This window comes from Provencibacterium massiliense (genome assembly GCF_900169495.1).
Classification (GTDB): Bacteria; Bacillota; Clostridia; order Oscillospirales; family Ruminococcaceae; genus Harryflintia; species Harryflintia acetispora.
In genome coordinates, this window is record NZ_FWCH01000012.1 from 300,643 (window position 1) to 315,176 (window position 14,534).

11 protein-coding genes are annotated in these 14,534 nt (G+C 61.7%); 8 read left to right on the forward strand and 3 right to left on the reverse strand.

Going from position 1 to position 14,534, the window contains the following annotated elements; translation table 11 throughout:
- Positions 1-13: 13 nt before the first annotated feature.
- On the reverse strand, positions 14-775 hold the full coding sequence (locus B5477_RS06440) for an SDR family NAD(P)-dependent oxidoreductase (protein ID WP_079698922.1): 762 nt from the start codon (positions 773-775) through the stop codon (positions 14-16).
- 255 nt (positions 776-1,030) lie between these two features.
- On the opposite strand from B5477_RS06440, the gene B5477_RS06445 reads away from it, so the two are divergent.
- From B5477_RS06445 to B5477_RS06465, 5 genes are all read left to right on the forward strand, one after another.
- Entirely contained in the window at positions 1,031-1,624 is a 594-nt protein-coding gene (locus B5477_RS06445; protein WP_079698923.1) for a flavodoxin family protein, read from the forward strand.
- Positions 1,625-1,674: 50 nt separating this feature from the next.
- Complete coding sequence (locus tag B5477_RS06450) at positions 1,675-2,148, forward strand: LURP-one-related/scramblase family protein (RefSeq protein WP_079698924.1); 474 nt, start codon at positions 1,675-1,677, stop codon at positions 2,146-2,148.
- A gap of 134 nt (positions 2,149-2,282) precedes the next feature.
- Positions 2,283-3,755: an extracellular solute-binding protein gene (locus tag B5477_RS06455; RefSeq protein ID WP_242942139.1), complete on the forward strand. Its 1,473-nt coding sequence runs from the start codon at positions 2,283-2,285 to the stop codon at positions 3,753-3,755.
- 38 nt (positions 3,756-3,793) lie between these two features.
- Positions 3,794-6,787 (forward strand): EAL domain-containing protein, encoded by a 2,994-nt coding sequence (locus B5477_RS06460; RefSeq protein ID WP_079698925.1) that lies wholly within the window; start codon positions 3,794-3,796, stop codon positions 6,785-6,787.
- A gap of 22 nt (positions 6,788-6,809) precedes the next feature.
- Positions 6,810-8,303 (forward strand): DEAD/DEAH box helicase, encoded by a 1,494-nt coding sequence (locus B5477_RS06465; protein ID WP_117507789.1) that lies wholly within the window; start codon positions 6,810-6,812, stop codon positions 8,301-8,303.
- Positions 8,304-8,369: 66 nt separating this feature from the next.
- On the opposite strand, the gene B5477_RS06470 is transcribed toward B5477_RS06465, so the two are convergent.
- Positions 8,370-9,668, reverse strand: a complete 1,299-nt coding sequence (locus tag B5477_RS06470) for a sensor histidine kinase (protein WP_079698926.1) — start codon at positions 9,666-9,668, stop codon at positions 8,370-8,372.
- The gene (locus B5477_RS06475) at positions 9,668-10,351 is read right to left on the reverse strand and encodes a response regulator transcription factor (protein ID WP_079698927.1); all 684 of its coding nucleotides are present in this window, start codon (positions 10,349-10,351) and stop codon (positions 9,668-9,670) included. Before B5477_RS06475 ends, B5477_RS06470 begins: the two co-directional genes overlap by 1 nt.
- 138 nt (positions 10,352-10,489) lie before the next feature.
- Here B5477_RS06475 and B5477_RS06480 point away from each other — a divergent pair, with 138 nt between their 5' ends.
- Genes B5477_RS06480 through B5477_RS06490 form a run of 3 tightly spaced genes read left to right on the forward strand, consistent with a single transcriptional unit; the run spans position 10,490 to position 14,516 of the window.
- The gene (locus B5477_RS06480) at positions 10,490-12,790 is read left to right on the forward strand and encodes a hypothetical protein (protein WP_079698928.1); all 2,301 of its coding nucleotides are present in this window, start codon (positions 10,490-10,492) and stop codon (positions 12,788-12,790) included.
- Between the two features lie 32 nt (positions 12,791-12,822).
- On the forward strand, positions 12,823-13,680 hold the full coding sequence (locus tag B5477_RS06485; RefSeq protein ID WP_242942140.1) for a carbohydrate ABC transporter permease: 858 nt from the start codon (positions 12,823-12,825) through the stop codon (positions 13,678-13,680).
- A complete protein-coding gene (locus B5477_RS06490; RefSeq protein WP_079698930.1) occupies positions 13,677-14,516 on the forward strand; it encodes a carbohydrate ABC transporter permease in 840 nt (279 codons plus the stop codon). Before B5477_RS06485 ends, B5477_RS06490 begins: the two co-directional genes overlap by 4 nt.
- Positions 14,517-14,534 lie beyond the last annotated feature (18 nt).

Here is a 14,534-nt window from a genome sequence, read left to right on the forward strand (position 1 = left end):
GCCTGAAACACAGTTATAAACTTGAGCCGTAATCCAGGGTGATGCACTGTCCTGTTATCGGTGCCGCTTCATCACTGGAAAAGAAGAGAATACTTTTGGCAACGTCTTCTGCACTGCAAGCGGGAAGGGTCAAATCTGTATGGGCCGTTAAAGCCTCCATCATCTCCGGATCCATGGTCTCTCCGGTAGTAACAGCCATGGGCGTCTTTATCATGCTGGGGCACAGCGCATTGCAACGCACGCCGCTCTTCGCGCATCGCATCGCCGTGTGTTTAGTGATTCCCAAAATAGCTGCCTTGGAAGCCACATAGGCGGCTCCTCCACCGCCGTTAAGGCCGGCGACGCTTGCCACATTGACAATAGAACCTTTCTTGTTTTTCAGCATCTCTTTGAGCGCTGCGCGGATGCAGTACATAGTACCTTTGGCGTTTATGCCCACGACACGTTCTATCTCGCTGTCGGTTACCTTATCCACGGGCTGGAGTCCTTCGTCTCTGACGCCTGCGTTATTCACCAGAATATCAAGCCCCCCGAATGTTTCCACCGCCTTGGAAACCAGCATCACGCTGTCCTTCGGATTAGAGATGTCCCCGCGGATCACCAACACAGAGTGACCTTCCGCCTGAATTTTCGCGGCTACTTCCTCCAACTGCTTTTCGCGGCGCGCGGTAATGATTACATTAGCCCCCTCCCGGGCAAACAAATCTGCTGTGGCTTCCCCCACTCCAGAATTTCCTCCTGTAATGAGGGCAGTTTTTCCTTCAAGCCGTTTCATTTGGAATATCCTCCCTTTTTAATAACTAAATAATGGTTAATTTTACATTATATCATATTTTGAATTCAAATCAATAAGGGCCTGGTGGGAAAAGGCAGGTGTAGACAGCGAATCGGCATTTTTCAAACACGGCCTAGGATTTTGCAAAGATAAAAATATACCTTCCGAAACTCTTTTTCACGCCCTTAACACATGTGGAGTGTGTGGCGCTGTTGACGAAGGAGTAGCCGAAAAGTCTTGGGAGGTAACGCTTTTATGAAAAACATACTGATCATCCTCGGCGGCGGGCGTCCCAACGGCAACACCGCGCAGCTGGCCGAAGCCTTTGCAAAGGGAGCAAAGGAGGCCGGGCACTCGGTCGAGACCGTGTTGCTATGTAAAATTGAGGTCAAGGGGTGCCTGGGCTGCAACGCCTGCCGCTATGATAAGCCTTGCATTCAAAAGGACGGCTTTCACGAACTGGTGCCAAAAATCAAGGTGGCGGATATGATCGTATTCGCCTCCCCGCTCTATTTCTGGACGCTCTCCGCCCGGACGAAGGCCTTTATCGAGCGGTTTTATTGCCTGGCGCAGGAGGACCCGAATCCTCCCCTCGGGAGATACGAAAGATACCCGTTCAAGGACTGCGCGCTGCTGATGACCTCTGCCGACGACTATTTCTGGACCTTTGAGCAGGCGGTCTCCTATTACCAATTCGCTCTGGTGAACTACATCGGTTTTCATGATAGAGGGATGCTCCTCGCAGGCGGCTGCGGCGACACGAACGGCAGGCCGCAGATCGGCCGAACGGGACATCTGGAGCGGGCATACCGGTTCGGGAAAAACGTGTATCCTGATTGTGGCAATTAAATCTGGAAATTTTGCGGCGGCCATCGGGATCGCCCGAGGGAGGAAACGATTTGAAACTGCTTTTTAGGCAAAGGCTGTTTTCCTGGTTCGACAGCTACGACATTTACGACGAGGCGGGCAATACCGTCTATACCGTGCAGGGCAGGCTCAGCTGGGGGCACCGGCTGGAGATTTACGATGCGCGCGGGGAGCACCTGGGGACGGTGAAGGAGGAGGTGCTCACTTTTCTGCCCCGCTTTGCCCTTTACCAGGGCGGGCGGCGGATCGGGGAGATCAAAAAGGAATTTACCTTCTTTAAACCGGTGTTTACCCTCGATTGCCGGGGCTGGCGGGTGCAGGGGGATTTTTTTGAGTGGAACTACCAGGTCGCCGACGGAGCCGGGACGACGGTGATGTCGGCGCACAAGGAGCTGCTCAATTGGACCGATACCTACGTCATTTCCGTCGGAAGGCCGGAGGACGCGCTCCTTTCGCTGATGATCGTGCTGGCCATCGACGCGGCCAAGTGCTCGCAGGGAAACTGAGCGGGCACAATTGCGGGAAAATCGGTTTAGCTATGGAATCTTCTTCCTGAATGCGATATAATAGGAATAATATTTGCGTTTGGTCCCGTCCGGTGTGGGGGATGGTCAGGGTGAGGCGCATGGGAGGTTATGATTTGAACAAAAAATTACACCGCATGTGTATGCGCCTCGGCGCCTCGGTATTGCTTGGCACCATGGTATTCACTTCCGGCTGCCAGCAGGCGGGAGGCAGGGACGTGCGGCTCGACCCGAAAAACCCGGTGTCGATCGAGATCTGGCACTATTACAACGGCCCGCAGAAGAACGCCTTCGACGAGATGATCAGCGAGTTCAACGACACCGTCGGGCTTGAAGAGGGGATCATTGTCGAGGCGTGCAGCCAGGGCAACGTCTCGGAGCTGACCGAAAAGGTGATCGACGCGGCCAACAAGAAGGTCGGCGCGGGGGACATCCCCGACGTGTTCGCCGCCTATGCGGACACCGCGCTGCAGGTCGATAAGCTGGGGCTGGTCGCGTCGCTGGACGATTATCTCACCGACGGGGAGCTCGCCGAATACATCCCCGAATATATCGAGGAGGGCCGTTTTGACGCGCAGGGGAGCCTTAAAATCTTCCCCATCGCCAAGTCCACCGAGGTCATGATGGTCAACAAGACCGACTGGGACAAATTCTCGGCCGCCACCGGCGCAGATATTGAAAAGATCAAGACGATGGAGGGACTCGCCGGGACCGCGAAACAGTATTATGAGTGGACCGACAGCCTCACCCCCGAGCCGGACGACGGCAAGGCCTTCTTCGGGCGGGACGCCCTGGCCAACTATTTCATCATCGGCTGCCGGCAGTTGGGAGTGGAAATCTTCTCGGTGGAGAATGGAAAGGTCACCTTCAATTTGGACAAAGAGGTGATCCGGAAGCTGTGGGACCATTACTATGTGCCCTTCGTGCACGGGTACTTCGCGGCGAACGGGCGTTTCCGCTCGGATGACGCCAAGACGGGGGACATCATCGCGCTGGTGGGCTCGACCTCGGGGTCGGCCTATTTCCCGGACAAGGTGATGGTAAACGACAACGAGGGCTACGACATCGAGCCGATGGTCTTTGAGCCTCCGGTCTTTGAGGGCAGCGAGCTCTATGCGGTGCAGCAGGGCGCCGGCATGGTGGTCACCAAGACGGACGAGCGCCGGGAATATGCGGCGACCGTCTTCCTCAAATGGTTCACCGACTCCGAGCGCAACATCGAGTTTTCGGTCGGCTCCGGCTATATGCCGGTCAAGGTCGCCGCGAACGACCGGGACATGGTCCAAAAGGTACTGCAAGGCAGCGGCGAGGCGGTTGCCGAGGGGCTGCAAAAATCTCTGGACGTGGCCCTCGATATGACGAAGACCCACACCCTCTACACCAGCAAGGCGTTCGGGGGCGGGACCGAGGCGCGCGCTGTGCTGGAATACTCGATGGCCGACCTCGCAAAAGCCGACAGCGAGCAGGTCGCGCAGATGGTGGCCTCCGGCCAGAGCCGTCAAGAGGCGGCGGACGGCTTCTGTACCGACGAGCACTTTGAGGAGTGGTATCAGAGCTTTAGCGGAGCGTTGGAGGAAGCGATTCAGTAAAGAGCCTGGACAGCGAATGGAAAGCAAGGGAAGACAGTATGGCGAAGCTTCTACATCAGGGCAGCTCCATCATGAAAAAAATACTGGTTCCAATGATCCTCACCATGTTGGTTCAGGCGGGTCTGTTTTATGGTGTCATTTTATGGGGCGGCACGGTGGACAAGCTCAACAACAACGCCTACGATATCCTCAACGAGCGGGTCCTGGGCCGCAAGAACTACCTGCAAAACGAGATGATCCAGCGCTGGAGCAACCTCAGCGATTCGGTGCAGGCCATCAACGCGGACGTGGGCGCCGTCCTGCGCGAGCAGAACAGCGGGATCGAGGATATCCGCTTCGGCAGCGAGCTTTCCAACCAGGTCCTCGAATCGGTGTCGGACGACATCATCTACCTCATGCGCCGTTCCTCGGTCACCGGGTCGTTCATCGTGCTGGGCGGCGGGGAGGACTTGGGCGAGCAGGAGGGGGAGCACCGTTATACCGGGCTCTACCTGCGCGACCAGGACCCGGAGTACAGCTCCACCGACAACTCCGACATCATGATCGAGCGCGCGCCCTCGGCCATCGCCAAGCGCTTGGGAATCCCGATGGACACCTGGTGGAACCCTTATTTCTCCTTCACCCCCGAGCAGGGCGAGGGCAGCTTTTATTACAAGCCCCTCTGGGCGGCGATCAACCATCCCGAGATCGGCTGGGAGGATTTGGGCTACTGGTGCGAGCCGTTCAGCCTGAGCCAAGAGGACATCCAGGTCATCACCTATTCGGTGCCGCTGATGCATGAGGGCAAGCCCTACGGGGTGCTGGGGATCGAAATCTCGGTGGACTACTTGAGAAGGCAGATGCCCTATGACGAGATAGGCGCCGACAAGATGGGTGCGTATCTCGTGGCGGTGGACCACGGCGGCGGGCTGAGCTTTGACAATGCGGTGGGCAGCGGGCCGATCTTTAAGCAGCTCTATGAAAAGGAGAAGCAGACCCAGCTGCGCCAACCCCCCGTCTATGGCAGCGTCTATGAGATCGAGCCGCCTGACGGCAGGCGGGAGCATGTCTACGGCTGTGTGCAGTATTTTCAGCTTTACAACAGCAATACCCCCTTTGAGACGGACCGCTGGGCCCTGATCGGGATTATGCGGCGCCAAGATCTGCTGGCCTTCTCCGACCAGGTCAAGGCCCTGGTTGCCGCGGCGTTCGTGCTCTCGCTGGCCATCGGGATGGGCGGTATTTACGTCGTCAGCACGGTGATCACCCACCCGATCACCTCGCTGGTGCAGAAGGTCAAGAGCAGCGACCCGCGCCTGCCGGTCAGCCTGGAAGAGACGCGCATCGACGAGATCGACGAGCTGGCGCAGGCGATCGAAAACCTCAGCCTGGACGTGGCTGATTCGGCCAGCAAGCTGGCCCAGATCATCGAGATGACCAACATCCCCCTCGGGGCCTTCGAATACTATAAGGAGACGGGGAAGACCTACTGCACCAACGGGTTTTTGCGCCTGTTCGGGATCCCGAGCGGCGAGGGGGAAAGCGGCTACATCGAGCCGACGAACCTGCATGACAGGCTCAAGGAGCTCAGCGGGCAGATCGAGGAGATAAACGAGCGGCGGGACGAGATCCTCTATAAGCTCTCCAACCGGCGCGGCCGGCCGCGCTGGGTGCGCCTGCGGGTCGTGGAGAACGACAGCAGGGTGCTGGGGGTGGCCAGCGACATCACCAGCGAGACGCTGGAGAAACGCCGGATCGAATACGAGCGCGACTACGACCTGCTCACCAACCTGCTCAACCGGCGCGCGTTCCACACCATCATGCGCCGCAAATTCGAGGAGCCGGAAACACTCGGCGTCGGCGCCCTGATCATGCTGGACCTCGACAACCTCAAGTATATCAACGACACCTACGGGCACGACTACGGCGACGCCTATATCCGCTGCACGGCGGACGTGTTGCGGCGCTTCGCGCCGGAGAAGGCGATCCTCTCGCGGATGTCGGGGGACGAGTTTTACATCTTCCTCTTCGGCTACGGGGACCAGGACCAGCTGCGCGGGGTGATCGAGCACATCAAGCAGGAGATCCGCAAGACGGTGCTGCCGCTGCCCAACAACGAGCATCTGCGCATCCGCGCCTCGGCCGGCGTCGCGTGGTATCCGCAGGATTCCACCTCCTATGAGCAGCTGATTAAGTACGCCGACTTTGCGATGTATAAGGTCAAGAACACCGTCAAGGGCGAGTTCAGCGAGTTCGACATCCAGAGTTATAACCGGGACAGCTACCTGCTGCACAGCAGAGAGGAGCTCAACCGGCTGATCGAGGAGGAACTGGTCGAGTACTATTTCCAGCCCATCGTGGACGCGCGCACCGGGCGGATCTTTGCATACGAGGCGCTGATGCGGCCCAAACTACAGACACTGAAAACGCCCAAGGAAATCCTGGCGTTGGCCCGCTCCCAATCCAAGCTCTACCAGATCGAGCGCCTGACTTGGTTCAAGGCGTTGGAGGCGTATGTCGAGCACCGGCAGGTGATCGGCAACTGCAAGGTGTTCATCAACTCCATCCCCAACCAGACGCTGACCGAGGAGGACATTGCGCAGATCGAGGGGCGCTTCGGCGACCTGCTGCACAACATCGTCATCGAGCTGACCGAGGAGGAGAAACCGGATGAGCGCTCCACCATCCACAAGCAGCGCTTCGCCGAGCGCTGGGGCGCCGAGCTCGCGCTGGACGATTTCGGCACCGGCTACAATGGGGATGCGGTCCTGCTCTCGCTGACGCCGAGCTACTTAAAGATCGACATGTCCATCGTGCAGGGGATCGATAAGGACGAATACCGCCAGAAGCTGCTGGAAAACCTGCTGTCTTATGCCAGGATGCAGCACATCAAGGTGATCGCCGAGGGCGTGGAGACCAGCGGCGAGATGAAAATCCTGATCGCCAGCGGCGTGGATTATTTGCAGGGGTTCTATCTGGGCTCCCCCAACCCCGTGCCCCAGTCCGGGAACGGATATTTTGACTCCGCGAACTCTCAGGAAATTGCCTACTAAGGAAAGGACAACATCAATCAATATGGATTTTAATCAGCTAGGACTACTTTCACCCCTCCTGCGCGCGCTGCGCGAAGAGGGCTACTCCACCCCGACCCCCATCCAGGAGCAGGCGATCCCGCCGGTGCTCCATGGGCGCGACCTGCTCGGCTGCGCCCAGACCGGGACGGGGAAGACGGCGGCCTTTGCGCTGCCCATCCTGCAGCGGCTGCAGGAAAACCCGGTGAAAAACGGCGGGATCCGCGCGCTGGTGCTCACCCCGACGCGCGAGCTGGCGCTGCAAATTTACGAGAGCTTTTGCGCCTATGGGCGGCATGTGCGGCAGCGCTGCTGCGTCATCTACGGGGGCGTCTCCCAGAAGCCGCAGACCGATGCGCTGCGCCGCGGGGTGGATATCCTCGTCGCCACGCCCGGGCGGCTCAACGACCTGATCGGGCAGGGGTACATCGACCTTGGTAAAATCGAAGTCTTTGTGCTCGACGAAGCGGACCGCATGCTCGACATGGGCTTCATCCACGATGTGAAACGGGTGATCGCGAAGCTTCCGCAGCGCCGGCAGACGCTGCTGTTTTCGGCCACCATGCCCGGCGAGATCGCGAAGCTCGTGGACACCATCCTGCACGACCCGGTCACCGTCAAGGTCGCGCCGGTCTCCTCAACGGTGGATACCATCGCGCAGTCGGTCTACTTTGTGGACAAGCAGAACAAGCGCAAGCTGCTGATCTACCTGCTGGCCGACGCTTCGATCGTCTCGGCGCTGGTCTTCACCCGCACCAAGCACGGCGCCGACCGGGTGGCCAAGGAGCTGGCGCGCGCCGGGATCGAGGCCAAGGCCATCCACGGCGATAAGTCGCAGGGTGCGCGCCAAAGCGCGCTGCAGAGCTTCAAGAGCGGGAAGATCCGGGTGCTGGTCGCCACCGATATCGCCGCGCGGGGGATCGACATCGAGGAACTCTCCCACGTCATCAATTTCGACCTGCCCAACATCCCCGAGACCTATGTCCATAGGATTGGGCGCACCGGGCGCGCCGGGCTCAGCGGCACGGCCATCTCATTCTGCGACTGCGACGAGAAGCCGTATCTGGCGGATATCGAAAAGCTGATTCATAAAAAGGTGCCGGTGGTGGAGGGGCATCCCTTCCCCATGCTGATCACCGATCCGTCTCAAAAGCCCGCGCCCCAGCCCCGCCCACCGCGCGGGGGCGGCCGGGGCCGCCAGGGCCAGGCCGCGCCGAAGCAGAAGGAGTCCGCCCCCAAAAAGGTGAAGGCGGCGCCGGAGAAGCCGCAGGTGCAGAAGGTTTCGCTCCCGAACACCCAAAAGCAGGCACGCAGGGAAGCGCCGCCGCGGGAGGCGGCGCAGCCCGACCGGCCGGATGCGCCGAAGAAGCCCCCGCGCGGCGGGAGCCGGCGCGGCGGCGCGGGCGCCTCCCGCCCGCAGTCCCAGCAGTCCGACGAGCTGGTGCAGCGCATTTCGACCAGGGCCTCCAAGGGCCACGCCTATTTCCGCAAGGGATAGGCTGAATAGACGGAAAACCGAAGGCGCCCGTCATCCAAAAGGATGACGGGCGCCTTTTCTCTTTCCTCAGCCCAGCGGCAGCCGGATGGTCACCGTCAGCCCGCCGCCGGGGGTGTCGTCAAGCTCGATCTGCCCGCCGTGCAGCCGCACGATCTCTTTGGCGATGCTCATCCCGAGGCCGTAGTGCTCCTTCTTGCTGCGGGCGGGGTCGGCGCGGTAGAACCGCTCGAAGACATGGGGCTTGTGCTCGTCCGAAATACCCGGCCCATTGTCCGAGACGATCAGCAGCACGGCATGCGGGGCCTTTTGGGCGCTCAGGGTGATCACGCCCCCTTCAGGGGTGTAGCTCACGGCGTTGTCCAAAAAGATGCCGAGCGCCTGCATGAGCCGCGCTTCGTCCCCGCACAGCACCGGGAGCGGGGAGAGATGGAGCAGGCAGCGCATCTGCTGGCCGCGGCGCTCGGCCAGCGGCCGGAAGGTGGCGGCGGCGCTTTTTAAGAGCTCTTCGGGCTCCACCGGCCCCTTCTGGAGGGTAAGCCCCTTCGAGTCCGCCCCGGCCAGGGTGAGCAGCTCGTCCACCAACCGGGCGGCGCTGCGGCATTCGCGCACGATCGCCCCGGCGAAGGGCTTCCCCCTCGGGGTAGTCTCATATTCCAGCGCCTCAGCGCTGGTGCCGATTACGGCCAGCGGGGTGCGCAGCTCGTGCGAGGCGGCGGCGATAAACTCGGACTGGCGGCGCTGGCTCTCGGCCACCGGGCGCAGGGCGTGCCCGGAAAACCACCAGCCGAACAGGGCCAGTAGCAGCACGCTGGCGCCCACCAGCCCGGCATAGAGCAGGCGCTGGGAGACGATCTGCCCATCCAGCGCCCGCATGTCCCGCAGCAGCAGAAGCTCGCGGTAGCTCCTGTTCATCGGGATATAGACCGAGGCGCAAAGATAGCGCTCCCCCATGTCCCCCCACAGCTCGAAGATGGTGGTGCGCACCTCCTCGGGCTCCATGAAGGCGTCTTCCCCCGTGCGCAGCGCGCCGAGCGTTGCGGCCTTCTCCTGCCCCAGGGCGATCAGCCGCTCCCGCCCGCTGAGGGGCTGCCAGGAGCCGGGGTAATGCAGCGGGTGCCCGCTCTCGGAGATGTGGATGATCAGCCGTTCGGCCGCCTCGGTCTGGGAGAGCCAGTCCCAGTCGAGCACCTGCTCGCTCCTGAGGCGGTAGACGATGGCGTTGACGTTCCCCTCCAGGGTGATCCGGCTGCTCTGGATAAGCTGGCGCTCGGAGGAGCGCAGCATGAACAGGGCCATCCCGCAGAGGATCGCCCCGGTGATCAGCGCGCACAACAGTGTCAGATGGCGGCGCAGACGGCGCAGCATCACTTGCCCTCCCCGCTAAGCAGCCGGTAGCCCACCGAATGGACCGTCTTGATCTGCAGAGCGCTGCCGCACTGCCGCAGCTTCTGGCGCAAAAAGTGGATGTAGGTGTCCAGGTTCCCGTCCTCGACCGGCGCGTCGGGACCCCAGACCTTGCTGAAAAGCACCGGGCGGGGCAGGATCTGCTGGGGGTTGCGGAAAAAGACCTCGAAGAGCTGGGTCTCCCGCCGCGAGAGGGAGACGCTTCCCTTCGGCCCGCGCAGCAGGTGCCGCGCGCCGTCCAGCGCGGCGTCCCCGACGGCGAGGCCGCTTAGCGCTTCGAGCTGCGGCGCGCGCCGCAGCAGCGAGCGCACCCTGGCGAGCAGCTCCTCGGTGGCGAAGGGCTTGACGAGATAATCGTCCGCCCCGGCGTCCAGCCCGGCGACCCTCTCGTTCACCCCGCCCAGGGCCGTGACGATCAGCACATGGCAGGAAATCCCCTCGTGGCGCAGCTGGGTGAGCACCTCGATCCCGCCGAGAGACGGCAACATCCGGTCGAGGATGATCAGGTCGTATGCCTGCTGGCGGATGAGATGCAAAGCGCTCTCGCCGTCCTGGCATTCATCCGCCTCGTAGCCCTCGCGCTCGAGGTGGAACCGGATGGCCGAACAGAGCGCCGCATCGTCCTCGACGACCAGAATTCGCATGACAGCCCCTCCCGCATATCAGATAAATTTATTATAGCACTCAAATCTTAAAAAAACCTAAAAACTTCTTTCAGGATTTCTTTAAGATTTGGGTGTTAGCATGGTGGGCAGAGTGAAGACAACGAAAGGGGATTCCACATGAAAAACAAGACGAGCACGAAACTTCTGGCGGCCCTGCTGGGGCTGAGCCTTCTGCTCGGCGGCTGCGGCGAGAAAGCAAAGCCCGCGCCAAACGAAACAGAGGGTGGGGAAACGCCCACCGCCATGGGACGGTACATCGAAGAGGAGCTGCCGCTGCCGCACAACGAGGCGTGGATCTCCCATACCATGCAGCTCCTGCCGGATGACAGAATCCAGTGCATCGGCGAAGGAGAGGACGGGGTCCTGCGCAGCTATGTGCTGAGCGGCGAGAGCTGGCAGGAGCAGGACGTCGGGGCGCTCAGTACCGCCTATCAGCAGAGCGGGGAAGAGGACAAGTACGTCTCGGCCCTCTCGGGCACCCCGGATGAAGGCTACCTGATGATCGTACATATGTATTCCGACGAGATGGATGAAAACGGCGAGCCGCTCGACCGCTACGTCACGCTGCAGGTCGCCCCCGACGGGACCGTGACCGAAATCCCGATCGACTACCGGCGCAAGTGGGAGGGCGTTTACGACCCGACCAACCCCAATATGCCGATCTACCCGAGCGCGATCCGGCGCGGGGAGGACGGGGACATCTACGTCGGGGCCGCCTATAAGGGGATTTTCCGCTACTCGCCCCAGGGCGAGCTGAAAACCGTCTTCCCCGGGGACGGCGGCGCCTTCGTGCTCTCGGGCGGAGAGCTCGGGCAGTTTAACAGTGAAGACGGCGAGCTGGTCCTCTTCGACACCGAGAGCGGGGAGGAGAAGTCCCGGATCGCGACCGACGGGCTCTTCTCCAGCGTTTCGGGCTCGGGCGGGCTGCTGCTTCGGGATGGGCAGGGGGACATCTACCGCGCCGACCGGGACGGGATCTACCGCCTGGGGAAGGACACCACCCTCTGGGAGCAGATGGTGCTCGGCGAGATGTGCTCGCTCGGGCTGCCGAGTCTGAGCGTCTCGGGCTTCGTGCGTCTTTCGGACGGCAGTTTCGTCGTGCGGCTGTGGAGCGCGGATTCCACCGAGCGCTATGTGCGCTATGTCTATTCGGCCGACACCCCCTCCCGCCCGGACACCAGGCTGAGCGTCTACTCCCTCGAGGACAATTCCAACGCGCGGCAGGCGGCCATCCAGCTCCAGCTCAAGAACCCGCAGGTCTATGTGGAGTTCCGCACCCTGCTCGAGGCGGACAGCTCGATGACCACCTCGGACGCCATCCGCGCGCTGAACACCGAGCTGCTCGCCGGCAAGGGCCCGGATGTGCTAATCCTGGACGGGCTGCCGATCGACTCCTATATCGAAAAGGGGGTCCTGCTGGATCTCGAGGAGCTGCTCGGGGAGCGGATCAAGAACGGGGAATTCCTCGAAAACGTCGTCGGGACCTACCGGAGGGACGGAAAGCTCTTCGCCGTGCCCACCCGTCTCGGCTTCCCGGCCGTCTGGGGCGAGCCCGAGGCGGTTTCCCACGCCGGGAGCCTCAGCGCTTTGGCCGACTATGCCGAGCAAAACCCGGATAAGCGTATGCTCGATCATCTGTCGCCCGAATCGCTGCTGCGGGACTTTTACCTCACCTGCGCCCCCGCCTGGCTCACGGAAAGCGGGCAGCTCGACGAGGAGCGCTTCGCGCAGTTCCTGACTGATATCAAGCGCCTGAGCGACACCGCCACCGGGGAGGACCGGGAAGTGCGCATGAACTATGCGGGGGGTGGGGTTCAGACCCTGAGCAGCTCTCCCTTCGGGATGGTGGCCGGCGAATTCGAGCTGATGGTCGACCTCATGCAGAGCAACCACAACGTCATGCTGAATGCGGGCGTGGTGCAGCACCGTCTGGGCGGCGAGCTGCCGCAGGGCGGGGCGCTGCGGGAGATTTTTGCCCCCATGCCGGGCCAGGGCGAAGGGACCGTCTTCCAGCCGCTGAGCATTGTCGGGATAAACGCGGCCAGCGGTCAACTTGAAGCTGCGAAGGAATATGTCGGCGCGCTGCTCTCGCAGGAGTGCCAGGAGCCGGACAGCTATTACGGTTACCCGGTCAACCGCGCGGCGCTCAGGGCGTGGACGAAAAACGTGCTGAGCTCGGTGCAGTCCTTCTCCACCAGCAACGGTTCCTATCCCGAGGTCGTGATCTACTGGCCCGAGGAGCGGGTGCTCTCGATGGTGGCCGACGCCCTTGAACAGGCCAATACCCCTTCGTCCTACAACGACACCCTCATGCAGATGGTCGTGGAGGAGACGGCTGGCTTCTTCGAGGGGAGCATGAGCGCCGGGGAGGCCGCCAAAGCGCTCAGTGCGCGCACCCAGGCCTATCTGGCCGAATGACTGTGCCGCCGCGCGAAAGGAGGGGAGCGACATTGAAACGCCACAGACGCCGCCGCACGCTGGCGCCCTACCTCTTTCTGGCGCCCAGCCTTCTGTGCGTGTCCCTCTTCGTGCTGCTCCCCTTCCTGGACGCGGTGCGTCGCTCGTTCTATTCGGCCATGAGCGGACAGTTCGTGGGACTGCAAAATTACCGCACCGTGCTGCATAACGCGGCGTTTCGCCTGGCGGTGGGGAACACCCTGCGCTTCACGCTGCTTTGCATCCCCGTGCTGGTGGCCCTGGCGCTGCTGCTGGCCCTGCTGCTGCAGGCGGCGAAGGATGGAAGGGGCGTCTACAAGACCACCTTCTTAGCGCCGCTGGCCATCCCGGTGGCCTCGATCGTGCTGCTGTGGAAGGTGGTCTTCCACCAGAACGGGATGTTAAACTCCCTGCTTTCGCACTTTGGAGTGCAGCCGGTGGATTGGCTGCAAACCGACTGGGCCTTCCTGGTGCTGGTGCTCAGCTACCTGTGGAAGAACACCGGCTACGACATGGTGCTCTGGCTCTCGGGGCTGCAAAACATTTCGCCCGCCCTCTATGAGGCGGCGCAGGTGGACGGGGCCAATGCGCGCCAGCGCTTTTTTAAGATCACCCTGCCCTGCCTGCTGCCCGAGCTGTTTACCATCTCGGTGCTCTCCCTGCTCAATTCCTTTAAGGTCTTCCGCGAGGCCTACCTGATCGGCGGGGACTACCCGCACGACAGCATCTATCTGTTGCAGCACCTATTCAGCAATTGGTTCACAAGCCTCGACGTCGACAAGATGTGCGCGGCGGCGACCCTGGTGGCCCTGGCGGTGCTGCTGTTGATCTTCGCCATGCAGGCGGCCTGGGGAAGGAAGGAGAACCGATGAAAAAGTGGCTGCTGCGCTTGGGACTTTTTTTGCTGGCGCTGGTGGTCTGGCTGCCGCTATGGCTGCTGCTGACCGGCGCGCTGATGGGCAAGGGGGAGCTGCTCCACAACCTTTCCCCGGTGCTGGGGGAGGGAAAGGGCTTCGCCTCCTGGCCGCTGCTGCCGCAGTTTCCGACGCTGCGCCCGCTTGTCGAACTGCTGCTGGATACCCCGAAATTTTTTGTGATGTTCTGGAATTCCTGCGCCATGGTGGCCCCCATCCTGCTGCTGCAGGTGCTCATCGGCGCGCCCGCCGCCTGGGCGCTGGCGCGCTACCGCTTTCGGGGGCGGGACACGGTCTACTTCCTCTACATCGTACTCATGCTCATGCCCTTCCAGGTGACGATGGTTTCGAGCTACCTGGTGCTGGACCGGCTGGGGCTGATGGACACCCTTTGGGCCGTAATCCTGCCCGGGGCCTTCTCCACCTTCCCGGTCTTTCTCATGCACCGCTTCTTCGCCGCCATCCCCGAGGGGGTGCTCGAGGCGGCCGCCCTCGATGGGGCGGGCGGGCTGCGCTCCTTCCTCTTTATCGGGGTTCCGCTGGGCGCGCCGGGGATTCTGTGCGCGGTGGTACTAGGCTTTTTGGAATATTGGAACGCCATCGAGCAGCCGATGACCTTTTTAAAAGAGCGCTCCCTCTGGCCTCTTTCGCTCTATCTGCCCTCGATCACCGCCGAGCGTGCGGGGGCGAGCCTGGCCGCCTCGCTCGTCATGCTGGTCCCGGCGCTGCTGATCTTCCGCTTTGGGCAGCGCTACCTGGAGGAGGGGATCAGCGCCTATGGGATGAAAGAATAATTGTTTGGAGGAATCGCA